This window comes from Streptomyces sp. NPDC016459 (assembly GCF_040632845.1).
GTDB lineage: Bacteria > Actinomycetota > Actinomycetes > Streptomycetales > Streptomycetaceae > Streptomyces.
Map to the genome: position 1 here is coordinate 234199 of NZ_JBEYCR010000005.1, position 25770 is coordinate 259968.

At 73.3% G+C, this 25770-nt stretch carries 26 protein-coding genes and 2 pseudogenes; 22 read left to right on the forward strand and 6 right to left on the reverse strand.

What is annotated here, in order from left to right:
• Positions 1-20: 20 nt before the first annotated feature.
• Complete coding sequence (locus ABZ567_RS15755; protein WP_360789335.1) at positions 21-236, reverse strand: hypothetical protein; 216 nt, start codon at positions 234-236, stop codon at positions 21-23.
• A gap of 352 nt (positions 237-588) precedes the next feature.
• On the opposite strand from ABZ567_RS15755, the pseudogene ABZ567_RS15760 reads away from it, so the two are divergent.
• A pseudogene (locus tag ABZ567_RS15760) lies at positions 589-1274 on the forward strand (3-deoxy-7-phosphoheptulonate synthase); the annotation flags it as partial.
• On the opposite strand, the gene ABZ567_RS15765 reads toward ABZ567_RS15760, so the two are convergent.
• Together ABZ567_RS15765 and ABZ567_RS15770 are read right to left on the reverse strand one after the other, a co-directional pair.
• A complete protein-coding gene (locus ABZ567_RS15765; RefSeq protein WP_360789337.1) occupies positions 1252-1773 on the reverse strand; it encodes an alpha/beta fold hydrolase in 522 nt (173 codons plus the stop codon). The pseudogene ABZ567_RS15760 and the gene ABZ567_RS15765 overlap by 23 nt on opposite strands.
• Positions 1774-1975: 202 nt before the next feature.
• Positions 1976-2440 carry an aspartate/glutamate racemase family protein gene (locus tag ABZ567_RS15770; RefSeq protein WP_360789341.1) on the reverse strand — a complete coding sequence of 155 codons (465 nt, stop codon included), beginning with the start codon at positions 2438-2440 and terminating at the stop codon, positions 1976-1978.
• Between the two features lie 489 nt (positions 2441-2929).
• Here ABZ567_RS15770 and ABZ567_RS15775 point away from each other — a divergent pair, with 489 nt between their 5' ends.
• The 5 genes from ABZ567_RS15775 to ABZ567_RS15795 all read left to right on the forward strand — a co-directional run bounded on the left by ABZ567_RS15775 (position 2930) and on the right by ABZ567_RS15795 (position 7264).
• A complete protein-coding gene (locus ABZ567_RS15775; RefSeq protein WP_360789344.1) occupies positions 2930-3658 on the forward strand; it encodes a DUF4097 family beta strand repeat-containing protein in 729 nt (242 codons plus the stop codon).
• 362 nt (positions 3659-4020) lie between these two features.
• The gene (locus ABZ567_RS15780; RefSeq protein ID WP_360789347.1) at positions 4021-4587 is read left to right on the forward strand and encodes an ABC transporter permease; all 567 of its coding nucleotides are present in this window, start codon (positions 4021-4023) and stop codon (positions 4585-4587) included.
• 157 nt (positions 4588-4744) lie between these two features.
• Complete coding sequence (locus tag ABZ567_RS15785; RefSeq protein WP_360789349.1) at positions 4745-6079, forward strand: cytochrome P450; 1335 nt, start codon at positions 4745-4747, stop codon at positions 6077-6079.
• Positions 6080-6083: 4 nt separating this feature from the next.
• Positions 6084-6302, forward strand: a complete 219-nt coding sequence (locus ABZ567_RS15790; RefSeq protein WP_360789353.1) for an MbtH family protein — start codon at positions 6084-6086, stop codon at positions 6300-6302.
• A 20-nt stretch (positions 6303-6322) separates the two neighbouring features.
• Positions 6323-7264: an ATP-binding cassette domain-containing protein gene (locus ABZ567_RS15795; protein WP_360789356.1), complete on the forward strand. Its 942-nt coding sequence runs from the start codon at positions 6323-6325 to the stop codon at positions 7262-7264.
• 111 nt (positions 7265-7375) lie between these two features.
• Here the strand turns inward: ABZ567_RS15795 and ABZ567_RS15800 are convergent, their stop codons facing one another.
• Positions 7376-8053, reverse strand: a complete 678-nt coding sequence (locus ABZ567_RS15800) for a 4'-phosphopantetheinyl transferase superfamily protein (protein ID WP_360789359.1) — start codon at positions 8051-8053, stop codon at positions 7376-7378.
• Between the two features lie 132 nt (positions 8054-8185).
• On the opposite strand from ABZ567_RS15800, the gene ABZ567_RS15805 reads away from it, so the two are divergent.
• The 9 genes and pseudogenes from ABZ567_RS15805 to ABZ567_RS15845 all read left to right on the forward strand — a co-directional run bounded on the left by ABZ567_RS15805 (position 8186) and on the right by ABZ567_RS15845 (position 18931).
• Positions 8186-8671, forward strand: a complete 486-nt coding sequence (locus tag ABZ567_RS15805; RefSeq protein WP_360789362.1) for a TrkA C-terminal domain-containing protein — start codon at positions 8186-8188, stop codon at positions 8669-8671.
• A gap of 7 nt (positions 8672-8678) precedes the next feature.
• Entirely contained in the window at positions 8679-9911 is a 1233-nt protein-coding gene (locus tag ABZ567_RS15810; protein WP_360789364.1) for a cation:proton antiporter, read from the forward strand.
• 199 nt (positions 9912-10110) lie between these two features.
• Positions 10111-12492 (forward strand): collagenase, encoded by a 2382-nt coding sequence (locus tag ABZ567_RS15815; protein ID WP_360789367.1) that lies wholly within the window; start codon positions 10111-10113, stop codon positions 12490-12492.
• A gap of 85 nt (positions 12493-12577) precedes the next feature.
• Positions 12578-13714: pseudogene (locus ABZ567_RS15820) on the forward strand (FAD-binding oxidoreductase); the annotation flags it as partial.
• Positions 13715-14097: 383 nt separating this feature from the next.
• The gene (locus tag ABZ567_RS15825) at positions 14098-14436 is read left to right on the forward strand and encodes a (2Fe-2S)-binding protein (protein ID WP_360789370.1); all 339 of its coding nucleotides are present in this window, start codon (positions 14098-14100) and stop codon (positions 14434-14436) included.
• Entirely contained in the window at positions 14417-15892 is a 1476-nt protein-coding gene (locus ABZ567_RS15830) for an FAD-dependent oxidoreductase (protein WP_360789373.1), read from the forward strand. The genes ABZ567_RS15825 and ABZ567_RS15830 overlap by 20 nt, the downstream gene beginning before the upstream one ends.
• A 193-nt stretch (positions 15893-16085) precedes the next feature.
• Positions 16086-16949 (forward strand): dihydrodipicolinate synthase family protein, encoded by an 864-nt coding sequence (locus ABZ567_RS15835; protein ID WP_360789853.1) that lies wholly within the window; start codon positions 16086-16088, stop codon positions 16947-16949.
• A gap of 139 nt (positions 16950-17088) precedes the next feature.
• Entirely contained in the window at positions 17089-18093 is a 1005-nt protein-coding gene (locus tag ABZ567_RS15840; RefSeq protein WP_360789375.1) for a proline racemase family protein, read from the forward strand.
• 127 nt (positions 18094-18220) lie between these two features.
• Complete coding sequence (locus ABZ567_RS15845) at positions 18221-18931, forward strand: GntR family transcriptional regulator (RefSeq protein WP_360789378.1); 711 nt, start codon at positions 18221-18223, stop codon at positions 18929-18931.
• Between the two features lie 136 nt (positions 18932-19067).
• Here ABZ567_RS15845 and ABZ567_RS15850 read toward each other — a convergent pair whose 3' ends face one another.
• Positions 19068-19460 carry a RidA family protein gene (locus ABZ567_RS15850; RefSeq protein WP_360789381.1) on the reverse strand — a complete coding sequence of 131 codons (393 nt, stop codon included), beginning with the start codon at positions 19458-19460 and terminating at the stop codon, positions 19068-19070.
• Between the two features lie 243 nt (positions 19461-19703).
• Here ABZ567_RS15850 and ABZ567_RS15855 point away from each other — a divergent pair, with 243 nt between their 5' ends.
• The 5 genes from ABZ567_RS15855 to ABZ567_RS15875 all read left to right on the forward strand — a co-directional run bounded on the left by ABZ567_RS15855 (position 19704) and on the right by ABZ567_RS15875 (position 23328).
• Entirely contained in the window at positions 19704-20276 is a 573-nt protein-coding gene (locus ABZ567_RS15855) for a dihydrofolate reductase family protein (protein WP_360789384.1), read from the forward strand.
• Positions 20277-20346: 70 nt separating this feature from the next.
• Positions 20347-20778 carry a cell division protein SepF gene (locus ABZ567_RS15860; RefSeq protein ID WP_360789387.1) on the forward strand — a complete coding sequence of 144 codons (432 nt, stop codon included), beginning with the start codon at positions 20347-20349 and terminating at the stop codon, positions 20776-20778.
• Between the two features lie 433 nt (positions 20779-21211).
• On the forward strand, positions 21212-22306 hold the full coding sequence (locus ABZ567_RS15865) for an ATP-binding protein (RefSeq protein ID WP_360789856.1): 1095 nt from the start codon (positions 21212-21214) through the stop codon (positions 22304-22306).
• A 40-nt stretch (positions 22307-22346) separates the two neighbouring features.
• Positions 22347-22727 (forward strand): nucleotide pyrophosphohydrolase, encoded by a 381-nt coding sequence (locus ABZ567_RS15870; protein ID WP_360789858.1) that lies wholly within the window; start codon positions 22347-22349, stop codon positions 22725-22727.
• A gap of 127 nt (positions 22728-22854) precedes the next feature.
• Positions 22855-23328 (forward strand): DUF6099 family protein, encoded by a 474-nt coding sequence (locus tag ABZ567_RS15875; RefSeq protein ID WP_360789389.1) that lies wholly within the window; start codon positions 22855-22857, stop codon positions 23326-23328.
• Between the two features lie 11 nt (positions 23329-23339).
• On the opposite strand, the gene ABZ567_RS15880 is transcribed toward ABZ567_RS15875, so the two are convergent.
• Positions 23340-23624 (reverse strand): hypothetical protein, encoded by a 285-nt coding sequence (locus ABZ567_RS15880; RefSeq protein WP_360789392.1) that lies wholly within the window; start codon positions 23622-23624, stop codon positions 23340-23342.
• 247 nt (positions 23625-23871) lie between these two features.
• On the opposite strand from ABZ567_RS15880, the gene ABZ567_RS15885 reads away from it, so the two are divergent.
• Positions 23872-24795 carry an LLM class F420-dependent oxidoreductase gene (locus tag ABZ567_RS15885; RefSeq protein ID WP_360789394.1) on the forward strand — a complete coding sequence of 308 codons (924 nt, stop codon included), beginning with the start codon at positions 23872-23874 and terminating at the stop codon, positions 24793-24795.
• A gap of 13 nt (positions 24796-24808) precedes the next feature.
• Positions 24809-25723, forward strand: coding sequence for a homocysteine S-methyltransferase (gene mmuM, locus ABZ567_RS15890; RefSeq protein ID WP_360789397.1), 915 nt, complete (start codon positions 24809-24811; stop codon positions 25721-25723).
• Positions 25724-25770: the final 47 nt, after the last annotated feature.

The following is a 25770-nucleotide window of genomic DNA, read 5'->3' on the forward strand; positions in this document are numbered from 1 at the left end:
GGAAAGGGGTGGGGGACGCGTCAGACGGCCGGGTCCCCGAGGGGACGCGGGCTGTCGTCGGGGGTGGCGAGGCCCGGGAGGCGGGCCGGCGCCTCGGCCGTCAGACGGAAGGTTCCCGCGCGCCGGGAGACGGTGAGCTTGCCGGAGGCGGACCGGAGCCGTGCCCTGAGGTTGCCGAGGCAGCTGCCGCTGTCCGGCGACTCGTCCCGGTAGTCGGGGTCCACGCCGTCGTTCACCACGGTGAGCCGGACCCAGCCGTCCTCCGCGACGGCTTGGAGGATGCAGGTGCCGACGCGGGAGTGACGCAGCAGATTCGTTACTGCTTCGCGGGTTCGCCCCCGGCCGCCTCTACGACATCCCCGTCGCCCTCGGCAGGCTCACCACCCCTACTCCGTATGAGGAGTTGAACCCCGTCCCGCTGTTCGGGCACGCCTACCTGGCCGGGCTTGCCGGACCGGGGCCCGGCGCGCGCCCGGGCGTGAATGGCCCAGCTGGAGACAGAAGATGAGGACGAGGCAGACGACGGTACCGGCGGCGGGCGGCGCCACGGCGTCTCCGCCCGACGTCCAGGAATCGCCGACGAGATCGTTCTTCGTCGGCCACGAGGGCCTGCTCCTCGACTACGAGGCCGCCCTCACCCGCGTCGAGGCGGAGACCGGCCGCGCGTACGCCACCAGCGGACACCTGCTGTGGATCGGTGAGCGGACCCGGGACCTGGACGGCGCGCACGTCGAGTACTTCTCCCGCGTCGCCAACCCCATCGCGGTCAAGCTCGGTCCCACCGCCTCGCCCGACGCCGTCCTCGGTCTCATCGACCGCCTCGACCCGGCGCGCGAACCGGGCCGGCTGACCCTGGTGGTCCGGGCCGGTGCCGACCGCGTCCGCGACGTGCTGCCCACCCTGGTGGAGAAGGTGACCGCGGAGGGGGCCCAGGTGTGCTGGGTCAGCGACCCGATGCACGGCAACACCTTCACGGCGCCCAGCGGCCACAAGACACGCCGCTTCGACGCCGTCCTCGACGGGTCCGCGGCTTCGTCGAGGTGCACCACGCCCTCGGCACCCACCCCGGAGGCGTCCACGTGGAACTCACCGGCGACGACGTCACCGAGTGCGTGGGCGGCGGCAACGAGGTCCGCGCCGAGGACCTGGACCGGCGCTACGAGACCGCCTGCGACCCCCGCCTCAACCACGACCAGTCCCTCGACCTGGCCTTCCCCCTCGCGGAGATGTACCGGGAGCGTCCGGCGGCGCTCAGGCCCGGCAGCCGTCCCTGAGCGCGTCGAACGGGGGCTCGGCGGCCAGGTAGAAGTGGTCGCCGGGCACCGTCCGCAGCCGGAAGGCGCCCCGGCTCGCGTCCCGCCAGGCCCCGGCCTGCGCGGGGGTCACCCGGGGATCGGCGTCCCCCACGAGCGCGGCGACGGGACACGACAGCGGCGGCCGGTCCGGTTGCGCGTAGCCGCCGAGCATGGCGAAGTCGGCGGTGAGCGCGGGCAGGATCAGGGCGCGGAAGTCCGAGTCGGCCAGCAACTCCGGTGGGGTGCGCCCCAGTTCGGTCAGGGTCCGCAGGGCACCCTCCGGGCCCCCCGGGGCGTCGGAGCGCGGCAGGTGCGGCGCCCGCGCCCCCGAGACGACCAGCCCGTGCACCGGGGCGCCGCGCTCCTCCAGGACGGCCGCCGCCTCGTACGCCACCAGTGCGCCCATGCTGTGCCCGAACAGGACGACCCGCCGCCCGTCGTCCGCCCTCGCGATCTCCTCCGCGATCAGGCGCGCCATCGCGCACAGGTCGCGCGACGCTTCCTCGCCCAGGCGCTCGGCGCGCCCCGGATATCACACGGTGTACACCTCGGCCTCGGCGAGCGCGCCGCCCCACCCCCGGAAGAACAGCGGGGGAACCGCCGGCGTGCGGAAAGCAGAAGAGCCGCACCGGGGTCGAGGCCCGCGGTGCGGTCGTACGGGTCCACGGCATGGGCCCTCCTCAGAGCAGTGCGGCGACACAGGCGCGGGACAGCGCCTGCAGGGTGGAGATCATGGACTCCGGCGGCAGCGCCGAGGCCCGGTGGGCGAGCGGGAGTTCGGTGCAGGCGGCGAGGACCGGGAGGGGGCGCCGCCGCCACAGGGACTCCACGACGTCCTGGAAGGCGCCGGCGGCCTCCTCGGTCCGCCCGGCCTTCACGAGCCCGGCGGCCGCGTGGACGCGCTCCTGCTCCGTGTCGCCCGGCACGTGCAGCGGGTATCCCCGCGTCGCCGCCCGCTTCTGGTACAGGCCGCTGGCCACGGTTCCCGTGGTGGCCGTGAGCCAGCCGCCCTCGGGGCTCAGCAGCACCGCCTCGTCGAGGGCCGCGTCGACGATGTCCACCAGGGGTGCGGGAAGTTCGGAGGCGATGTCGTCGAGCAGCGCGTGCGCGGTGTTGCAGGGGATCGCCAGGAGATCGGCCCCCATTCGACAAGGGTGAACAGGTGTTTGCGAATGCGCCGGGCCGCCTCGGTGTCCTCGCCGAGGATCGCCGCGGTGCGGTCGGGGACGGAGGGGTCGGAGAGCATGACGATCCGGGGGTGTTCCTGGTCCCTCGTGGCCGGCACGTCGATGCCGAGGAGCCGGAGGAACTCCGCGGTCGCCGCGGGCCCCATCCCGCCGAGTACGCCCAGCGTTCTGCCCGCGGGCAGGGTGGTCGCCGCAGTCATGGGACGATGCTGGGCCGCGCCGCTGACACCCCGCTGACACCCCGCTGACCGGCCCGGGGGCGGGGCGCCGCACCGCCCGTGGTCACCGCTCCGGAGGTACGGTCAGCCCGCGTTCGGACCCGGGGGTTTGCCCCATGGTCGCTCCGTTGCACGTGCGATAGCGTCGCAGAGCGCCGGGACCACCAGGGCCCGGACCGGCTTTCACCTCGTGCCCGTTCGGGCCACTCTCCAGAACTGAGGGACCTTCATGCGTCAGTTACTCCGTGGCCTCGGGATCTTCGCCCTGTCCGGCACCGCCGTCGTGTCGCTCGCCTCCTGCGGAATGGTCAAGGGGGAGACGTACGAGGACGACAGCACCCTCTCCGGCAGGATCACCTCGGTGCGCCTCGACAACGGTTCGGGCGGTGTCACCGTCAACGGGGTCAAGGACGGCGCCCTGGCGCTGCACCGCAAGATCGAGTTCCAGGGCGAGCGGCCCACGGGAGCCACCCATCGGATCGAGAACGGCGTGCTGGTCCTCGGGGGCTGCGGCAACCGCTGCTCGGTCAACTACACCGTCGACGTGCCGGCCGGCATCCCGGTCAGCGGCGAAGTCTCCAGCGGAGCGATCCGCCTCGCCCAGGTCGGTTCGGTCGCGGTGACGACCAGCTCGGGCCGCATCGAGATGAACGGGGTCACCGGCACCGTCCAGGTGCGGACCAGCAACGGCCAGATCAACGGCACCGGCATCAAGGGCGACCGGATCCAGGCCCAGACCTCCAACGGCAAGATCAACCTGTCCCCGGTCACCCCGGCCCACGTCCGTGCCCAGACCTCCAACGGTGACGTCACCCTCACCGTGCCGCGGGCCAGCTACAAGGTGACTGTCGACTCCAACAACGGCGACCAGACCATCGACGTGCCCAACGACCCGGCCGGCACGTACGAGCTCGGGGTCCGCACCAGCAACGGCGACATCACCGTCAGGAACAGCTGAAACCGGGCGGCCCCGGCCCGCCCCCGCCTCCTCCCCTCCGGGCGCCCGCCTCCGAGCCCCCCCCGCCGCCGCCACCGTCCTCTCCGGGCGCCGGCCTCCGAGCGCCCCCCGCCGCCGTCCCCTTCCGGCGACCGCCCTTCCGGCGACCGCCGCCGAGCGACCGCTCCGAGCGCCCCCGCCGTGTGACCGCCCTCCGCGTGCCTGCCGGCCAACCTGCCGCCCACCCGCCGCCCCCCGCCGTCCGCACGCCGGAACGGCGCCGACGGCGGTGGAGATCAGCGAGGCGTCAGCCCGCTGTCAGCGCCTCTGCAGAGTCTTGAGTGGCTCCGACCACTCAAGGAGGCCCAGAGAACCGGCCGGCGGTGAACCGTTCCATCAGGTCCCCGTGGGTCCGGGACAGCCGCAGCAGTCGCGGGATGCCGTGCTCGCCGAGCTCGGCGAGCGGATGTCTCCTCGGCCACACCCTCGGCGACCTGGCCGTCGGCCTCATCGGGCTCGCCGTCGTCACCGGCATCGGCGTCCTGTTCGGCTGGCGGCCCGAGCGCGGCCCGCTGCCCGTGCTGGCCGGCTTCCTCCTGCTCGCCGTGTTCATGTACGCGATGCTCTGGGTCGGCGTCCTCCTCGGCCTGTTCTCCCGCAACATGGAGACGATCAACGTGGTCGCGGGTCTCGTCACCGTCCTCCTCTCCTTCCTGTCCAACGCCTTCCAGTCCGTCGACCGGCTGCCGGCCTGGCTGCGCCCGGTCGCCGAGTGGAACCCGGTCAGCGCCGTGGTCACCTGGACCCGCGAGCTGTGGGGCAATCCCACCGCGGCCGGCGGAAGCTTCCCGGGCGAGCACGCGTCCCTCGCCGTCGCCATCTCCCTGGGCGCCGTCTTCGTCCTCACCGTGCTGTTCAGCCTCCGCCGCTTCCGCACGGCGGCATCGTGAGACCGGGGCCGCGGCGCCCGCGCGCCGCGGCCCCACCGCCCCTCGTACCACCGCGATCCCGCTGCACCGCAGTTCCCGCACCACCGCTCCACGCACCACCTACGCCGTGCGCCGCGGTCCCACCGCCCCTCTCCGCCGTGTTCCGAAGGGAGCACCCATGAGACCCACCGCACCGCAGCCCTCCGACCCCGCGAGACCGGAGGTCCCCGACCCCGACAGCGTCGACCTCACCGACCCCCGTACCTTCACCCGCCCCGACCTGAGGGCGATCTGGGCCCGCTTCCGCGCCGAACGGCCGGTCCACCACCACCGCGCCACCCCGGGCGCACCCCCGTTCTGGGTGCTCTCCCGCCACGCCGACGTCGTCGCGGTCTACCGGGACGACAAGCGGTTCACGTCCGAACGGGGCAACGTCCTCGCCACCCTGCTCCAGGGCGAGGACTCGGCGTCCGGGAAGATGCTCGCCGTCACCGACGGACCCCGGCACCGCGAGATCCGCAACCTCATGCTCAAGTCCTTCTCGCCCCGCGTCCTCGCGCCGGTCGTGGAGGGCGTGAACCTCCGTACGGCCGACCTGCTCGAAGGGGCCCTGGACCGAGGCGCGTTCGACTTCGTCGTCGACCTCGCGGACCACATCCCGATCAACACCATCGGCGACCTCATGGACGTGCCGGTGGGGGACCGGGAACAGCTCGTCCACTGGAACACGATGACCCTCTCCCGAACGAGCGAGGAGCACGGAGCGGAGGAGGAGTGGCTCGCGCGCAACGAGATCCTCCTGTACTTCTCCGGCCTCGCCGCCCAGCGCCGCCGGCACCCCGGCGAGGACGTGATCAGCGCCCTGGCCACCGGCACCGTCGACGGACGGCTCCTCACCGAGGACGAGATCGTCTTCAACTGCTACAGCCTCATCCTCGGCGGCGACGAGTCCAGCCGGATGTCGTCCGTCGGCGCCGTGATCGCCCTGGCCGAACACCCCGACCAGTGGAAGGCGCTGAAGGAGGGAGCCGTCGACACCGCCACCGCCACCGAGGAGGTGCTCCGCTGGACGACCCCGGCCATGCACTTCGGCCGGCGCGCCCTCACCGACGTGGAGATCCGCGACCGCACGATCGCCGCGGGCGACGTGGTCACCCTGTGGAACAGCGCCGCCAACTTCGACGAGGACGTCTTCACCGACCCGGAGCGCTTCGACCTGGCCCGTACGCCCAACAAGCACGTGGCCTTCGGACACGGACCGCACTTCTGCATCGGCGCCTTCCTCGGCCGCACCCACGTCGAGGCGATGCTCCGCGCCCTGCGGGACACGGTCGGACACATCGAACTGCTCGGCAACCCGCGCCTTCTCCACTCGAACTTCGTGTACGGCTACACCGCCCTGCCGGTCCGCCTGGACCGTCCCACCCCGGACGGCACCGGCGGCATCAGCCCGGTGTCAGCGCCCCCTGCCACAGTCGAGCGGACCCGCGAGTCCGCGACAGATGGGAAGTGACCACATGCCGAACCCCTTCGACGACCAGAACGGCACGTTCCTCGTCCTGGTGAACGACGAGGCCCAGCACTGCCTCTGGCCCGCCTTCGCGCAGATCCCCGACGGCTGGACCGTCGCGCTCGGCGAGAGCAGCCACGACACCGCACTCGCGTACGTGGAGGAGAACTGGACGGACATGCGCCCGCGCAGCCTGCGGGAGCAGGCCCCGGACCCGGTGCGCTGAGCGCGGTGGGGGCGGCAGAGGTGGACACGGCCATCCGGGCCGAGGGCCTGCGCAAGCGGTACCGGGACGTCGAGGCGCTCTCCGGCATCGACCTCCAGGTGCGCGCCGGCACGGTGCTCGGCCTGCTCGGCCCCAACGGGGCGGGCAAGACGACCACCGTGCAGGTGCTCACGACGCTCGTGGCGCCGGACGGCGGGCACGCGGAGGTCGCCGGCTTCGACGTGGCCCGGCAGCCGCACGAGGTACGCCGGCGCATCGGCCTCGCGGGCCAGTACGCGGCCGTCGACGAGATCCTCACCGGGCACGAGAACCTGACACTGCTCGGCAGGCTGCTGCACCTCGGCCGCCGTCCGGCGCGCCGGCGTGCGGACGAGCTCCTGGAGCGCTTCGGTCTCACCGCCGTGGCCCACCGTCCGGCCCGCACCTACTCCGGCGGCATGCGAAGGCGGCTCGACCTGGCGAGCTGTCTCCTCACCTCGCCCCCCGTCCTGTTCCTCGACGAGCCGACCACGGGTCTCGACCCGGTGAGCCGGATGGCACTGTGGGAACTGGTCCGCGAGCTGGTGGACAACGGCGTCACCCTGCTCCTGACGACGCAGTACCTGGAGGAGGCCGACTTCCTCGCGGACCAGATCGCGGTCGTCGACTCCGGCCGGGTGATCGCCGACGGCACCCCCGACGCCCTCAAGCGCAAGGTGGGACGGGAGTGGCTCGAAGTGACGGTGCCGGACCCGTCGGAGGTGGGAGCGGTCCTCACCGCCCTCGGACCGGCGCTGACGACGGTGCCGACGGTGGACGCCGCCAAGGGCACGGTCGCCATCCAGCTCGACGACGGTCTCGGTGACGTCGCCGACGTCGCCGTCGCGCTGCGCGACGCGGGCATCCAGGTCAGCGACTTCACCGTGCGCAGGCCGACCCTCGACGATGTCTTCGCACATCTGACGGGCCGACCGGCGGAATGACCCCGGCCCCTCCGGGCCCCGGCGACGACGCGTCCGACCCCCGCGCGTCACCTCGCCGAGGGCCCGGAGGCGCCGGCTCGCGGCGGGCGACGCCGGGATCACGGCCACCGGCTACGCGCGCCGGAGGGCGACCGCCGTCACGACGAGGCCATCGCGGCAGAGCCAGCGGCCTTCGAGGACCTTCAGACGGTCGCCGTCCGGGCCGTGGTCCGGGAGGGATATGCGCGCGGTGAACGTCCCGGCCTCCGGGTCGATCCGGACGTCCGCGTCCCCGAAGTCCAGCTCGCGCCCGGTCAGCGGGTACCAGACCTTGAACACCGACTCCTTGGCGCTGAACAGCAGACGGTCCCAGCGGACCTCCGGCGCTGACGCGGCCAGCTCGACGAGCCGGGCCCGCTCCCGCGGCAGGGAGACGAACTCCAGGACGTCGTCGTCGAGGGGGGCGTTCGGCTCGGCGTCGATGCCGAGCCCTCGGTAGTCGGAGACCCGGCCGACCACCGCCGCTCGGTACCCGGCGCAGTGGGTCATGCTCCCCACGAGACCGGCGGGCCACCGCGGCGCCCCCCGTTCCCCCGCCACCAGCGCCACCGCCGCCACACCGAGCCCGCTCATCGCGCGCCGGGCGCACATGCGGACGACGGCGTACTCCTGCCGCCGTTTCGGCAGGGCGCGCGCGACGGCCGCGGCCTCTTCGGGAAACAGCTCGCGGACGGCCGACTCGCAGTCGTGGAACGCGTGCGCGGCGCTCGCGGGCGCGGGTACCAGCTCCTCGATCACGACGTCCCTCACGGCACGGGGCCGACGCCCACACCGGCGCCGACGGGGACCCCAGACTACCGACGGTCCGATCGGGCGTTCCGGACGGATGACACCATGGGTGCGCATCACGACCGCCCACGATCGACAGGAGGCGACGGCCCTGTGCCCGCTCCCCGGACGAGAACGACCCCCCTGCCCGGCATCGGAGTCCGCTACGACCTCAGCACCCGGGAGCACCGTCAGCTGTCGGTCATCGCGCACCGCGACGGGAGCCGGACCGTGAACGTGTACCGGGCCGACGACCCCGACGCCTGCGCCCAGTCGCTGCACCTCACCGAGGCCGAGACGGCCTCGCTGATCGACGCGCTGATGCCCGCCCACCACAGCCCCAACGTCCTGCACACCACCGACCTGGGGCTGGTCGCCGAACGCATCGAGCTGTCCGCCCACTCGTACTGGAACGGGCGGGTCCTCGGCGAGACCCGGATGCGTACCGACGCCGGTGCCTCCATCGTCGCCGTACTGCGCCGCTCCGGGGCCGTACCGTCCCCGACGCCCGCGTTCCGGCTGGCCGGCGGCGACACGCTCATCGTCATAGGCACCCGCGAGGGCGTCGACGCGGCCGCCACGATTCTCGGTCGGGAGTGAGGCAGGCGTGCACTCCGCGGTCTTCCTGATCGAATTCGGCGCCATCATCCTCGGCCTCGGCCTGCTCGGGCGCTTCGCCGGCCGGTTCCGCTTCTCCCCGATACCGCTCTACCTCCTCGCGGGGCTCGCCTTCGGCAAGGGCGGTCTCCTGCCGCTCGGCGCCAGCGAGGAGTTCGTCGCCATCGGCGCCGAGATCGGGGTGATCCTCCTGCTCCTCATGCTCGGCCTCGAGTACACCGCGAGTGATCTCGTCTCCAACCTCAAGACCCAGTACCCGGCCGGTCTTGTCGACTTCGCCCTCAACGCCCTGCCGGGCGCCGCGACCGCGCTGCTCCTCGGCTGGGGCCCGGTCGCCGCCGTCGTCCTCGCGGGCGTCACCTGGATCTCGTCCTCCGGGGTCATCGCCAAGGTCCTCGGAGACCTGGGGCGCCTGGGCAACCGCGAGACCCCGGTCATCCTGAGCATCCTGGTCCTCGAAGACCTCGCCATGGCCGTCTACCTGCCCATCGTCACCGCGCTCCTGGCGGGCGTCGGTCTCGCCGCGGGCAGTGCGACGCTCGCCATCGCCCTCGGCGTGGCAGGGGCCGTCCTGTTCGTCGCCGTCCGTTACGGGCGCCTCATCTCCCGTTTCGTCTCCAGCGACGACCCGGAGAAACTGCTCCTCGTCGTCCTCGGTCTCACCCTGCTCGTCGCGGGCATCGCCCAGCAACTCCAGGTCTCGGCGGCCGTCGGGGCGTTCCTCGTCGGCATCGCCCTGTCCGGCGAGGTCGCCGACGGCGCCCACGCGCTGCTGAGCCCGCTGCGCGATCTGTTCGCCGCGGTCTTCTTCGTCTTCTTCGGACTGCACACGGACCCCGCCAGCATCCCGCCGGTGATCCTGCCCGCGCTGGCCCTGGCCGTCGCCACCGCGCTGACGAAGATCGCCACCGGGTACTGGGCGGCGCGCCGCGCCGGGATCGGGACCAAGGGGCGGTGGCGGGCGGGCGGCGCCCTGGTGGCGCGCGGCGAGTTCTCCATCGTCATCGCCGGGCTCGCCGTCACCGCGGGGGTGCAGCCGCAACTGGGGCCGTTCGCCACCGCGTACGTCCTGATCCTCGTCGTCATCGGCCCGCTCACGGCCCGCTTCACGGAGCCCGTGGCCACCCGCCTCACACGGCGCCGGGCGAAGACCCCGCCGTCCCCGGAGCACCTGACGCCGGAGACGGTCACGGCGCCGGAGACGGCCTCCGACCGCGTCTGAGAAACCCGTCGTTCCGGGGGACCCTCCAGGGGGTCCCCCGGTTTCCTTTGCGCCGGAATCCCGCCAGCCCCTTGTCAGTGCAATTTCACATTACTATGGTACTGCTCGCACCTTCGCTGGAAAGAACGTCAACTCGACTAACAGTGAGGCGAGTTGACTGGGAACCACCCCCACATCCCCCTCCTCGACAGGAGTTCTGGTGTCCCAGTACAGATCCGTGCGCAGCGCCCTGCTCGCCCCCGCCCTCGCGGTCGGCCTGCTCCTACCGCTCGGCCAGACCGCCGGCGCGGCCGCCGCACCCGGCACTTCACCGACCGCGGCCGCCGCGTGGCAGCCGCATCCCTACGACGAGGTCGACCGGCTCGCGTCCGCACCCCCGGCCCTCGCCGCCCCGGCCCCCGCCCCCGGCGGCGCCACGGACGGCCGCATACCCGGCGCCGCCCCCGACCCCGCCGACCGAACACGCGCCGCTGCGACCGACTCCGCCGTCCGGACACCCGGAGTCGTCTCCGACCCCGCCGCCCGACCGTCACGAGCGCAACGGCGGGCCGCCGCCGCGCCCTGCACCCTCGACGGGGTCACCGGCCTCACCCCCGAACGGTTCGCCGACTTCCTCGCCGACCCCGCCGTGACCGCCGACGGCTGTCTGCGCGGACTCGTCTGGACCTGGGACGCCCGGCTCGCGCCGGTCATGTCCGACGCCCACGTCCAGGCCGTCGCGCGCCGCGCCACCACCCTCGCGCCCGGCCACGACGGGAAGAACTCCTCCCACCTGGAGGAGATGTTCACCTACCTCCACGCGGTGGCGTACCACGACTTCTCGCGCGACGAGATCGACACCACCGACGCCCCGACAGTCGACGCCGTGCGACGGGCCGTCGCCGCCCACGGCACGGCCCCGCGCACCTTCGACGTCACCCCCACCAACGCCGACACCCTCCGCGAGGCCCTGTACGCGGCGAGCGCCCCGGGGCTCCGGCAGCACCAACTGCCCCTGATCCGCAGGACACTCGCGACGATGGACGCGGCGCATCCGGCGACGCACCTCGACCCGGCCTGGGCGGGCGCCGCGCTCGCCGCGCTCTCCCTCAACTACCTCGGCGTCTACCCCGGCAACCGGGACACCGCCTTCCACACGGCGGCCGCCGCCGACCCCGCCTACCGCGCCGCCTTCAAGGCCTTCTCGGGGTACGGGCACCTGAAGGGGACCGCCAACAGCTGGGTCGCCCGTGACGCCCTGGGCGAGTACGGCCGCTTCGGCCAGATCCAGGGACTGCGCCCGGCCGTCGTCGCCGACCTGGGCGCCCTGCTCGGCCCGGTCGAGACCACCTTCGGCACCGGCAGCGCCCCGTGGGCCTCGCTGGTCTCCTGGTTGAACGTCTACGAGGCCTGCGCCCCGTACGGGGTCTGCAAGGCGGACATCGAGCGCCGGATCTTCCCGTACACCTACCCGTACGACAGCGGCGCGATCAAGGTCCGCACCGGGCTGCCGCGCACGACCGTCGACACGCTCTACTACGCGAGCAAGCAGGTCAAGGCGCAGTTCCACCGGGTGCTCGGCACCCAGGAGCCGCTGGCGGGCGACCCCAACACCTCCCTGAACATCGTCCTGTACGCCTCGCGCGCGGACTACGAGAAGTACCACCCCATCCTCACCGGGATGGACACGAACAACGGTGGCATCTACATCGAGCGCGGCGCCACCTTCTACACCTACGAGCGGCGCGTCCCGCAGGACTCCTCGCTGACCCTCGAAGAGCTGTTCCGGCACGAGTACACGCACTACCTCAACGGCCGGTACGCGGTGCCCGGTTTCTTCGGCGAGGGCCCCTGGTACCAGGGCGACCGCACCACGGCGATGGACGAGGGCACGGCCGAGTTCTTCGCCGGGGCCACCCGCGACGACGGCGTCGCCGTCCGCAAGTCCCTCGTCCGCGGCGTCATCGCCGACACGGCGGGCGGCGGACCGCGCATGACCGTACGGCAGATCCTGCACGCCACGTACGACGGCGACGGCTTCCGCTTCTACGCGTACGCGGGCACCTTCTTCGAGTACCTCTGGACCGGCAGGCCGGCCGCGCTGCGCGAGATGTACAAGCACCTGCGCGGCAACGACGTCGCCGCGTACGACGCGTGGCGCGAGCGGCTCGGCGCGGACCCGTCGGTGCAGCGCGGCTACGACCGCTTCCTGGACGCGGCGATCGCCGACGTGGACCGGCTCTTCGTGCCGGCCACCACGTTCACACCCGTCGCACAGCTCCGGGACTCCCGGGCCGCCGACGTGGCGGCCTCCTTCGCCGCCGCGACGTCCAGCACCCCCGTCTGCGCGGAGAGCGGCGAGCCGGGCGGACGCCGCTTCACCTGCACCGGACGCATCACGGCCAACCTCGCGAACGCGGGCAGCGCCGACCAGGTCTTCAAGGACATGTCCGAGACGGTCGACTACTTCATCCTCGACCGGGCGGGCGCGGCCTCGGACAACCTCGCCGACATGAACTGCTCCTTCGGTCCGGTCGACATCTGGACCGGCGGACGCGCGGGAACGTCGAGCTACCACTGCGAGGGACCGCTGCGCGGCTGACCGAAGCCAACCGACCGGACGGGGTGCGGAGTTGAGTGGACTCCGCACCCTGTTCCCCTTCCAGAGAATGTGACATATTACTGCCGTGCCCAAGAGACTGCGGACCCTGGACGCCGTGATCATCGGCGCGGGCGTCGTCGGAGCCGCCTGCGCGTACTACGCGGGCCGGGCGGGACTCGCCGTCGCCGTCGTCGACCGCGGACCCGTCGCCGGGGGAACCACCGGCGCCGGAGAGGGCAATCTCCTCGTCTCCGACAAGGAGCCCGGCCCCGAACTCGACCTCGCGCTGCTCTCCGTACGCCTCTGGCGCGAACTCGCCGCCGCGCTCCCGCAGGACATGGAGTACGAGACGAAGGGCGGCCTCGTGGTGGCCCCCGACGCCGCCACGCTCCGGGCCCTGCGCGCCTACGCCGAGGGCCAGCGGGCCGCGGGGGTGGAGGCGGCCGAGGTCCCCGGCGACACCCTGCGCACCCTCGAACCGCACCTCGCCGACGGTCTCGCGGGCGGCTTCCTCTACCCGCAGGACGCCCAGATCCAGCCGGCCCGCGCCGCCGCCCGCCTCCTCGCCGCCTCCGGCGCCGCCGTCCACCTCGGTGAGGAGGTCACCGCCATCCTCCGCACCCCCTCGGGAGCGGTACGCGGAGTCCGCACGGACCGCCGCGAACTCGCCGCGCCCGCCGTGGTCAACGCGGCCGGGACATGGGGCGGAGCCGTCGCCGCCCTGGCGGGCACGGACCTGCCGGTGCTGCCCCGGCGCGGGTTCGTGCTGGTGACCGAGCCCCTGCCCCGTGTCGTACGGCACAAGGTGTACGCCGCCGACTACATCGCCGACGTGGCCAGCGGCTCGGCCGCGCTCCAGTCCTCTGCCGTCGTCGAGGGCACCCCCGCGGGGCCGGTCCTCATCGGCGCCACCCGGGAGCGGGTGGGCTTCGACCGTTCGCTCTCCGTCGAGGCCCTGCGCAGGCTCGCGTCCCAGGCGGCCGCGCTCTTCCCGGTACTCGCCGACGTGCGGGTACTGCGTGCCTACCACGGCTTCCGGCCGTATCTGCCGGACCACCTGCCGGCGATCGGACCCGACCCGCGCGTCCCGGGCCTCCACCACGCGTGCGGCCACGAGGGCGCGGGCATCGGCCTGGCCCCGGCCACGGGCCTCCTCGTGGCGGCGGCACTGACGGGGGAGACACCGCCCCTGAACGGCTTCCCGTTCCGCCCGGAACGGTTCACGGCGGAAGCCGCCGTCCCGGCTGCCCCCGCCGCCGTGGCTGTTCCCGACGCCGGCACGGCCGTCCCCGACGCCGCCGTGATTGTCCCCGACGCCAGCACGGCTGTCCCCGACGCCGGCACGGTTGTTCCCGACGCCGCCACGGTTGTCCCCGACCCCTACTCCGGCCCAGTCCCCGAACTCGGTTCCGGTCCCGGTCTCGGCTCCAGTTCCGGTCTCGGCTCCGGCTCCGGTCCCGGCTCCGGTCCCGGCCCTGGCCCTGGCCTCGGCCTCGGCCCTTGCGTGGTCGCCGACTCCACCCCCGGAGCCCACCCGGACCCCGGTCCCGGCTCCGCCCCAGACCCCACCCCCACCCCCACCCCCACCCCCCGGGAGACCGCACCATGAGACGACGCCGTCCCGCGTTCGGCGCCCGGACCCCGCGTTCCCTGGTCGGCGGGGCGGCCTCGGGCGCGTTCACCGTCGACTTCGACGGGCGGCCGGTGCCCGCGCTCGCCGGGCAGTCCCTCGCGGCCGCCCTGTGGAGCGCGGGCATCCTGACCTGGCGCACCACGCGCGTCTCGGGCGCCCCGCGCGGTGTCTTCTGCGGGATGGGCAGCTGCTACGACTGCCTCGTCACCGTCGACGGGCACCCCAACCAGCGCGCCTGTCTCACCCCGGCCCGCCCCGGCGCCACCGTCACGACGCAGGAAGGGACCGGCCGTGCCGACCTCACCGTGTGACACGGGACCCGAGCCGCACCACGATGCCGGAGGCGAACCGTTCGACCTGGCCGTCGTCGGCGCCGGTCCGGCCGGACTGGCCGCGACCGTGGAGGCGGCGCGGCTCGGCCTCCGCGTGGCCCTGCTCGACGCCGGGGACCGTCCCGGCGGCCAGTACCACCGGCATCCGGCGCCCGCACTCGGCGCGCTCCACCCGGACGCACTGCACCATGGCTGGCGTGCCTTCGCCCGGCGGACGGCCACCCTGGACGGGTTCGTCCGTTCAGGACGGATCACCTACCGCCCGGGGTGCCACGTCTGGACCGTGGTGCCCGGGGGCCCCGTGTGGCGGCTGCACGCGGTCGGCACCGCTGACGACACCGCCGTGACCGTACGCGCCCGTGCCGTGCTCCTGGCCACGGGCTCGTACGAGCGTCAACTGCCCTTCCCCGGCTGGACCCTGCCCGGGATCGTCGCCGCCGGGGGAGCGCAGGCCATGCTCAAGAGCGGGCTCGTCCTGCCGGGGCGCCGCGTCGTCGTCGCCGGCAGTGGCCCGCTGCTCCTGGCGGTCGCGGGTTCCCTGGCGACGGCGGGCGCACGCGTCCCGGTCGTCGTCGAGGCCGGGACGTATCTGGGGTACGCGTACTTCGCGCCCCACGTGCTGCGCAACCCGGCCAAGCTCGCCGAAGGCGCCGCGTACGGAGGGACGTTGCTCCGGCGCGGCGTCAGGGTCCTCACCCGCCACGCGGTCGTCGAGGCACACGGCACCGACCGTGTGGAGGCGGTCACCGTGGCGCGACTCGACGCGGACTGGCGGCCCGTACCCGGCACCGGCCGACGGATCCCGTGCGACGCGGTCGCGGTGGGCCACGGGCTCGTCCCCCAGTTGGAACTGGCCACCGCTCTCGGCTGCGCGACCCGAACGTCCGCCGACGGAACCTCCGCCCTCGTCCTCGACACCGACCAGTCGACCTCTGTCCCCGGCATCTGGGCGGCGGGGGAGCCAGGCGGCATCGGTGGCGCGCGACTCGCCGTACTGGAGGGGGAGTTGGCGGCGGAGTCCGTCGCCCGGTCCCTCCTCGGGGCCAGGCCGCCGAGGGTGAGGAACGCGCGTGGACCGGCCGCCGCCCGGCGTCACCGCGACCGGCTGCGCGGCTTCGCCGAGGCGATGGGGGCCGTGCACCGGCCCGGCGCCGGATGGACGGACTGGTTGCGGGAGGACACCGAGGTCTGCCGCTGCGAGGAGGTGCCCGTCGCGCGGGTCGTGGAGGCCGTCGACACGCTGGGCGCGCGGGACGCCCGTACGGTCAAGCTGTTCACCCGGGCCGGGATGGGATGGTGCCAGGGCCGGACGTGCGGGTCCGCCGTGGCGGCGCTCGCGGGCACCCCCGAGGCTGCCCCGGACCGGCGCCCGCTGTCCTGCCCCGTACCCCTGCGACATCTGGCCGAGCTTCCGGAATTCCCGCTCAGCGACTGACGGCCCGTCAAATCCGCAACGCACAGAGGCTATTGCGGCCTGCGTCAACATCAATAAAATGTCACACACCACACAAGGGAGTTCTTCCATGGTCCACGAGCCCGGCGATCCCCACGATTCCCCCGAGCCCCGCGCATCCCGCAGCGCCAACGGGCAGGCCCCCGCGCCCCGCGCCCACCCCTGGCACGGCATCATGGTCGCCACCACCCTCCCCCTGCGCGACGACGGCTCCGTCGATCACGACGCCTACGCGCGTCACGTCTCCTGGCTGATCGCCCAGGGCTGCGACGGCGTCGTCCCGAACGGCTCGCTGGGCGAGTACCAGACCCTCACCGACGCGGAGCGCGCCCAGGTCGTGCGGACCGCGGTCGAAGCGGCCGGGGACGGCTCCCGGGTCATGCCCGGCGTCTCCGCGTACGGCGGCGCCGAGGCGCTGCGCTGGGCCGAACAGGCGGCCGAGGCCGGGGCCGGCTCGGTGCTGCTCCTGCCGCCCAACGCCTACCGGGCCGACGAGCGCTCCGTACGGGCCCACTTCGCGCAGGTCGCGGGCGCCGGGCTGCCCGTCGTCGCGTACAACAATCCGCTCGACACGAAGGTCGACCTGACCCCGGCCCTGCTGGCCCGCCTGCACGCCGACGGCAGCATCGTCGCGGTCAAGGAGTTCAGCGGGGACGTCCGCCGTGCCTACGAGATCGCCGAACTCGCGTCGGGGCTCGACCTGTTGGTCGGCGCCGACGACGTCCTTCTCGAACTGGTCCTGGCCGGAGCGGTCGGCTGGGTCGCCGGCTACCCCAACGCCCTCCCACGCACCTGCGCCACGCTCTACCGCGCCGCCGTGGCCGGGGATCTGGACACGGCGGTGGGCCTGTACAAGTCCCTGCACCCGCTGTTCCGTTGGGACTCCAAGGTGGAGTTCGTCCAGGCGATCAAACTGTCCATGGACATCGCGGGCCGGACCGGCGGCCGCACCCGGGAGCCGCGCCTCCCGCTGACGCCGGAGCAGGAGGCGGTCGTACGCGCGGCGACGAAGAAGGCCCTCGCCGAGGGTCACGCGTAGGTCGATCCTCGCCGAGGGCCTCCGGTTCCGGCCGGTCGGACGGCAGAGGCCGTGGGGCCACGCAGCTCAACGCCCGCTCCACCGACCCGCGTTCCCGCTTCCCCCGTACGCCTCCGCACGCAGACCCGAAGGGGACCCCATGCGCACCCGTCACGTCTACCACGCGGTGGACTCCCACACCGAAGGCATGCCCACCCGGGTGATCACCGGTGGCGTCGGGGTGATCCCCGGCGCCACGATGGCCGAGAAACGGCTCCACTTCGTCGAGCACCTGGACCACGTCCGTACCCTCCTCATGTACGAGCCGCGCGGCCACGCGGCGATGAGCGGCGCGATCCTCCAGCCGCCCACCCGCCCCGACGCCGACTACGGCGTCCTGTTCATCGAGGTGTCGGGGCTCCTCCCGATGTGCGGCCACGGCACCATCGGCGTCGCCACCGTCCTCGTCGAGACGGGCATGGTGCCGGTCGTCGAACCGGTCACCACCGTCCGCCTCGACACCCCGGCGGGGCTCGTGAGCGTCGACGTCCGCGTCGAGGACGGGCGGGCCCGCTCGGTCACCCTCACCAACGTGCCGTCCTTCGCGGCCGGGCTCGACCTGAAGGCGGACGTGCCCGGGTACGGCACCATCACCTACGACCTCGCCTACGGCGGCAACTTCTACGCCTTCGTCACCCTCGACTCCCTGGGCCTGCCGTTCGGCCTCGCCCACAAGGACGAACTGCTCGCCGCCGGACTCGCCGTCATGGAGGCGGTCAACGCCGGCCCCGACCGGCCCGTCCACCCGGAGGCCCCGGCCATCGCCGGGGTGAAGCACGTCTACCTGGCGGCGCCCGGCTCCGACGCGGTCCGCTCGCGCCACGCCATGGCGATTCACCCCGGTTGGTTCGACCGCTCGCCGTGCGGCACCGGCACCAGCGCCCGACTGGCGCAGCTGCACGCGCGTGGACTGCTCGCCCCCGGCGTCGACTTCGTCAACGAATCCTTCATCGGCACCGAGTTCACCGGACGGATCGTCGAGGAGACGGAAGTCGCCGGCCGGCCGGCCGTCGTGCCGACCGTCACGGGCCGCGCCTGGATCACCGGCACGGCCCAGTACTTCCTCGACCCCGAGGACCCCTTCCCCGCCGGCTTCCTGCTCTGACCGCCCCACAACTCCTGCCGCCCGTAACTCCTGGCCCCTCACAACTCCCCGCCCCGTAACTCCCGCTCCCGGAAGGAGAAACGTGACATTGTACGATGCTCCTCCGTGACTTCTCGGAGGACGCACGATGGGTGACCTGAAGCAGTACGGCCTCGTCAGGGCGCAGGAACGGCTCCGCGACCAGGTCGGGCACGCCCTCCGCGCCGCCCTGATCGCCGGCGAACTGCGCCCCGGTCAGGTCTACTCGGCGCCCGGCCTCGCGAGCGACCTCGGTGTCTCCGCGACCCCCGTCCGCGAGGCCATGCTCGACCTGGCCCGGGAGGGCCTCGTCGAACCCGTCCGCAACAAGGGCTTCCGCATCACCGAGGTCAGCGAACGGGACCTCGACCAGTTCACCGAACTGCGGACCCTCATCGAGGTCCCCACCATCGGCCGCGTCACGCGGAAGGCCGACCGGCAGCAGCTGGAGGCGCTGCGCCCGGTGGCCGAGGAGATCGTCGCGCGGGCCCGTGAGCACGACCTCATCGGCTATCTGGAGGCGGACCGCCGCTTCCATCTCGCGCTGCTGGCCCTCTCCGGCAACGAACGCCTGGTCGAGACGGTGGGGGAACTGCGCAAGCGCTCCCGCCTCTACGGGCTGACCGGTCTGGACGAGGCGGGCAGGCTCGTCTCCTCCGCCGAGGAACACCTGGAACTCCTCGACCTGATGCTCGCCGGCGACGCACGCGGCGCGGAGGCATGCATGCGCCGCCACCTCGGCCACGTGCGGTCCCTGTGGGCCGACGCCCGAGACACCCCGCCGGGCCGCGGGCGAACCGCCAAGGACGGCGGAAGGTAGCGCCCCCACCTGCTCCTGCGCCGGGCTCCCACCTCCACGCGATCTTCCCCCTCTCTCCCTCCTGCGCCCATGCCCCCGCCCGCGCTGACCTCGCCGTATCGTGTCGGCGAATGGCCGTGTCCAGCACCGTCGGGAGTCAGTCGAGGATGGCGTCGAGCTCCACTTCGACGAGCCATTCGGGATCGATGAAACGCGAGACCTCGATGAAGGTGCAGACCGGACGGACGGACGCGAACCGCTCCCCGTGGGCTCGCGCGGCTTCTTCCCACCGCGTCACGTCGGTGAGCATGATGCGGGTCCGCACGACGTCCTCCAGTGACGCCCCCGTTGCCTTCAGTGCGGCGTCTGCGATGTCCAGACACCTGACAGCCTGGGCATAGACGTCGCCGCGCCCCACGGTCGTCCCGTCGTCCCCGATGGGAGCAGTCCCGGCGACTGCGACGTGCGCCCCCTTGCGGACGGCCCGGGAAAAACCGATGCGGGGTTCGAGTGGCGATCCGGAACTGACTGTCTGCCGAGCATGATCCATCGCACCATGCTCCCAGATCACCGCACTTGTGAGCCATGCCCTGGGCCTACCGCTCGGTCAACGTGGCTGAAGTGGCCTGGCCGAAGCGGCTTAGGTGGCCGAAGTGGTCAGCGTGGTCGGCGTGGCTGAAAGAAGTCGGCCAGAAGTGCGCCCCTCGTCATGTAGAGCGGCGCCGGCCGACTCCGACCACAGGGCGAGAGCGGGCCGCAGGGGCGGCCCGCGTCACCGGAAGGCAGCACCCCCATGGGCCGGATCATCCACTTCGCGCACCAGTCCCTCGACGGCTTCATCGCCGGCCCGAACGGCGAGTTCGACTGGCCGGCCATGGGCCCCGAGCTGTCCGCGTACACCGCGGAGCTGATCGAGGGCGACACCGTCTTCCTCTACGGCCGGAAGGTCTGGGACCTGATGTCCGGCTTCTGGCCGAACGCCGAGCGGTACTCGCAGGACCCGCACGACCTCGCCTTCGCACCGGTCTGGCGGGAGGCGCCGAAGGTCGTGGTCTCCCGGACGCTCGCCGGCCAGGACGTCGGCTGGAACACGACCGTCGTCTCCGAGAACGTCGCCGAGGACCTGGCTGCGCTCGCGGAGGCGGGCAAGAACCTGGTGCTCTTCGGCGGCGCCGAACTGGCCGCCCACCTCGGCGCGCGCGGTGTCGTCGACGAGTACCGGGTCGTCGTCCACCCCGTACTCCTCGGCGGCGGCACCCCGGCCTTCCACCCCGCGGAACGCCGTACGGTTCTGGAGACCGTGGAGACCCGGACCTTCGACGGCCGTTCCGTCCTCCTCCGCCACCGGGTGGTACGCGAGGCGTAGGGCTCCGCCATCCGGGCGACAGCTCGTGTCGCTGTTGGGCCGAACGGGTGAGGGGCGGGAGGATGGGTCCATGAGTAGGTACGAGAGGTACGACGTCACCGACGAGCAGTGGGAGGGCCTCGCTCAGGTCGTGCCCCTGCGCGGCCGTGACGAATGGCCGTCCAGGGTCGACCACCGCACGAATCCCGAGCAGTACGAATCCGCCGAGCAGCGCCGCATGGTCGTTCTCCGCGTGCAGGTCTTCGCCGACGCCCGTGAGGTAGCCGACTACCTCATCGCCCAGATCCCGGTGCTCCTCGACCTGACGAGCGCCGACGCCGAGGTCGCCAAGCGCATCCTCGACTTCAGCAGCGGCGTGGTCTTCGGCCTCGGCAGCGTGATGCACCGTGTCGACCGGAACGTCTTTCTGCTCGCCCCGGCCGGTACGGAGGTCGAGGGCACGGAAGGCGAGGACGAGGAGGACGGCGTCGGCGGCAGGACCGCCGACGTCCCCCGATCGTAGGAAGGTCATCTGGGCGTAACGGTTCGTCAGGGAACGACGTGCGTACGGTCCGGGCATGGACCTCACCGGCGGCTTCACGCTCGACCACTCCTCCACCGTCGCGCCTTCTCCCGGCACCCCCGCCGGCAGAGCGCCCTTGAGCAGGGCCCCGGCCCGAGGCGGTGCGCCGGGTGTGGCCCCTGCCGGAGGTGATGGGCCGGGTGTGGCCCCTGCCGTAGGCGGCGCGCCGGGCGTGGCCCCCGGCCGAGGTAGTACGTCAGGTGTGGCCCCCGCCCGAGCCGGGGTCCTCGGTCCGCGAGCCTCCGTCCCCGAGGCCCGGGGTCCGGCCGCCTCGGAGAGCCGGCCGAGGGGCGGGCCAGGGCGGAGGGCCGAGGTCGGGGCGGCCGGCGGCCGGGAGGGCGGCCGGCTCCGCCCACGGCCCGCCGTCACCGAACTGCGCCTGTCCGCGTTCGCCGGACATCGCGCCGCCGTGCACGCGCTGGGACCGGTCACCCTCTTCGCCGGCCCGAGCGGCAGCGGCAAGTCCACCACCCTGCGGGCCTACGAGGCGCTGGCCCGGCTCGCCGCGGGCGACCCGCTCGACGAGGTGTTCCCCGACGCCGCCGACTGCGTCCCCGAGCGGGCCAGACCCGACGCCCAGGGCAGGCGCGGTTTTCGGATCGGATGCACGGTCGACGGACCGGAGGGCGCGGTCCACCTGGACCTCGCCGTCCAGGCCGAACCCCGGCTCCGTATCGTCGGCGAGCGGCTCACCGGCCGCGGCCGCACCCTGCTCGCCACGGCGCTGCGCGACCCCGGCCGCACCACCGTCCAGGCCGAGTGGCACACGGCCGGTTCCACGCCCGTCACCAGGGCGCCGCTCCCCGACGACCTCCTGGGTACGGCGCTGCTGCCGCTACGGGTCGCGGGCAAGACCCCGGGGCAGCTCGAGGTCCTCGCCGCCGCCGAGCAGGTGGTCATCGGGCTGTGCTCCGCGTTCGCCTGCGACCCCCGGCCCGAGCGGATGCGGGCCCCCGTCCTCCCCGGCGAGGGGCGGCTGCGGCGCGGCTGCGGCAACCTCGCCGAGGTGCTGCACCGCACGCACACGGACTGCCCGCGCCGGCATCACCGTCTCGCGGCCGTGGCGGGAGCGGGCTGCGCCGGACCCGTCACCGGGCTCGGAGTGCAGGAACTGCCCGAGGGCACGGTCCGGGCGGTCCTCGAACGAGGGGCCCGTCCTGCGACCCCGCTCGGCCGCCTCGGGGACGGGGAACTGCGCTATCTGGCTCTCGCCCTCACTCTCCTCACGGGCCCGGGTGTGCTGGCGATGGACCGGCTCGCCGAGGTGCCCGACGCCATGCAGTCCCTGACCCTGCTCGCCGACGGCCTCGACCGGGCGCTCGACGGGCGGCAGGTGGGCGAACTGCTCCGGCTCGCCACGGGCATCGCCGCCGACGGACACATCCGGGTCGCCGGGACGGTCGGCGCCGCGGCGGCGGCGGTGGCCCTCCGGACTCCGGGAGTGACGGTGGTGGATCTGAGTGCGTGACGGTCACGGTGATAGACCTGGACGCGTGACGGACAACGACGTGACGGACAACGACGTACCGGGATTGCAGCGCAGGCTGGTCGAGTTCGCGGCGGCCCGTGACTGGCAGCCGTACCACACGCCCAAGAACCTGGCGGCCGCGCTCAGCGTGGAGGCGTCCGAACTCCTGGAGATCTTCCAGTGGTTGACACCCGAGCAGGCGGAGCGGGTGATGGACGACCCCGGTTCCGCGCACCGGGTGGCGGACGAGGTGGCGGACGTCCTCGCCTATCTGCTCCAGTTCTGCGCGGTGCTCGGGGTCGACCCGCTGGCCGCGCTCGCGGCGAAGATCGACCGGAACGAGGTCCGATTTCCGGTCCGGAGGCGGGGCGGAGCGGACGGGGAAGGGGATTCGGCCGACCATCGTCACTCTTCGGAGTGAGGCACTTTTCCCCGTCGAGCTTCCTGTCCACAGATTTCCGCATTCCCCTGGTGCCGCGGCTCAGGCGGCCTCACTCTGGGTAGTGGACTCAGTGGGTGGATAAGTCGTAGGAACGGGGGCGGCGTTGATGGAAGCGGAGCGGCTCATCGCGCTTGGCCGGCACGCACTGGCCGAGAGCGGGACGGCGCAGGACATCGTGGCGGAGGCCTGGCAGGCCCAGGCGCTCGCCCAGGCGATAGGGAGTCGTCTCGCGCTCTGTGGACCGCAGGAACTGCGGGGCGAAGCGCGAGGGCTGAGCGAGATCGGGGAGTACCCGGCGTGGGGAGCCGGCGGGCCGCGAGCGGCCCAGTTGTCCGAGGTGGCGGACCCGCAAGGGGCGTTGACCAGACTCGGGGAGCTGCTCGGGGAGGTGGGCATCGGGCTGGTCGGCGTGGCCTGTGCCACCGACGAGGAGGGGCTCTACTGGCAGTGCATCGAGGCGATCGACGCGGTCGACGAGTCGAACGACCGGGTGCGCGGGATGCTGCGGCGGCTCGCGGTGCGGGACGGTGAGCGGGCCCGCCCTCCCGACGCCGCACGGGCCGCGCGGAGCCGGTGGTGAACGGCGGGCGGCTACCGGCGCGGCCGGCCCGTCCAGTCCTGCCAGCCCTGCTGGTTCGACTGTCCCGACTGTCCTGGCCGGCCCGACTGGTTCGACTCGTGCTGCTCCGGCTCGTGGCGGTCGGACGCGGACTGGAGGTCGGCGTCCAGTTGGGAGAGGTCGGCGGAGAGCGCCGCCATCAGCTCCTCCATCTGCTGGAGCAGGCCCCCCGGGGCACCGCCGTCCTTCTGCTCCGGCACGGACCGCGGTACCGGCTGCCCGGGCACGGCCCGCTCCGGCGCGGCTTCCTGGGACATGGAGGCCTCCTCGGCCCGGACTCCGCCACCAGAGCGGGGCCACGAGAGAGAGCCACGCACCGGCAGCGGCCGCAGGCGCGCGGGCCGGGCGGTCCGACTCCGCCCGAGCCAACGACGGGCGCCCGGGCCGGTCACTGGCAGGGGAGGACGCGGCCCGCCAGGGGGCCGGAGATTCACCCGACCGAGCCGGGGCGGGCAAGGGGCTGACGGACAGGTTGACACGCACCCGACGGTGCAGGATGGAGGCATGGACCTTCGCATCTTCACGGAACCCCAGCAAGGGGCCGACTACGACACCCTCCTCGCGGTGGCACGGGCCACCGAGGAACTCGGATTCGACGCCTTCTTCCGATCCGATCATTTTCTCAGCATGGGCTCCGGCGACGGGCTGCCCGGACCGACGGACGCCTGGATCACCCTCGCCGGACTCGCCCGGGAGACCAAGCGGATCCGTCTCGGCACGCTGATGACCGCCGGTACCTTCCGGCTCCCCGGCGTCCTCGCCATCCAGGTCGCCCAGGTCGACCGGATGTCCGGCGGCCGGATCGAACTGGGCCTCGGTGCGGGCTGGTTCGAGGAGGAGCACAAGGCCTACGGCATTCCGTTCCCGAAGGAGAAGTTCGGCCGGCTGGAGGAGCAGCTGGCGATCGTCACCGGTCTGTGGGAGACGGAGGTCGGCAAGACCTTCAGCTACGAGGGGGAGTTCTACCAGCTCACCGACTCTCCGGCGCTGCCCAAGCCGGCCCAGGACCGGATCCCGGTGCTGATCGGCGGGCACGGCGCCAGCCGCACGCCCCGCCTGGCCGCGCGGTACGCGGACGAGTTCAACATCCCCTTCGCCTCCGTCGAGGACAGCGAGCGACAGTTCGGCCGGGTCCGGGCGGCTGCCGAGGAGGCCGGGCGGGCACCCGACGACCTGGTGTACTCGAACGCGCTGGTCGTCTGCGTCGGCAAGGACGACGCCGAGGTGGCCCGCCGGGCCGCCGCCATCGGGCGCGACGTGGACGAGCTGAAGGCGAACGGTCTGGCGGGCTCGCCCGCCGAGGTCGTCGACAAGCTGGGACGGTACGCGGACATCGGCTCCTCCCGGGTCTACCTCCAGGTCCTGGACCTGGACGACCTGGACCACCTGGAGCTGATCTCCGCACGGGTCCAGTCGCAGCTGGGATGAGCGGGGCGATCCGATGAAGCCGGTACGTACGCTCGCCGAAGCCCTCGGGGCGGGAGTCCTCGTCCTCGACGGCGGTCTGTCCAACCAGCTGGAGGCGCAGGGCTGCGACCTCTCCGACGTGCTCTGGTCCGCGCGGCTCCTCGCCGACGGGCCCGAGCAGATCGAGGCGGCCCACGCGGCCTACGTACGGGCCCGGGCCCGGGTGCTGATCACCTCCAGCTACCAGGCCACGTTCGAGGGCTTCGCCCGCCGGGGCGTGGACCGGGAAGAGACGGCCCGGCTCCTGGCGCGGAGCGTGGAGCTGGCGAGGGCGGCGGCGGAGGGCGTGCGGGAGGAGGTCTGGGTCGCCGCGTCCGTGGGGCCGTACGGGGCGATGCTCGCGGACGGGAGCGAGTACCGGGGGCGGTACGGGCTGTCCGTACGGGAGCTGGAGGCGTTCCACCGGCCGCGGATCGAGGTGCTCGCGGCGGCGGAGCCGGACGTCCTCGCCCTGGAGACGGTTCCGGACGTGGCGGAGGCGGAGGCGCTGCTGAGGGCGGCCGAGGGGTGCGGGGTGCCCGTGTGGCTCTCGTACACGGTGGAGGGCGGGCGCACCCGGGCCGGGCAGGACCTGGCGGAGGCCTTCGCGGTGGCCGCCGGGAACGACCGGGTGGTCGCGGTCGGCGTCAACTGCTGCGACCCGGCGCAGGCCGGGGCCGCCGTGCGGCAGGCCGTGGCCGTGACCGGGAAGCCGGCCGTCGTCTACCCCAACAGCGGCGAGCGGTGGGACGCCCGGGGGCGGGCCTGGCGGGGGGACATGGCCTTCGATCCGGCCCGCGCCGCCGACTGGGCCGCGGCCGGCGCCCGGCTCGTCGGCGGCTGCTGCCGGGTGGGACCGACCACGATCACCGCCCTGGCGGCCTCCCTGGCCCCCGAAGGCAGCGCCTGAGCCGCGGAGCCCACCCCTCGGAAAATGCCTGGTCAGGAGGGGAGAGG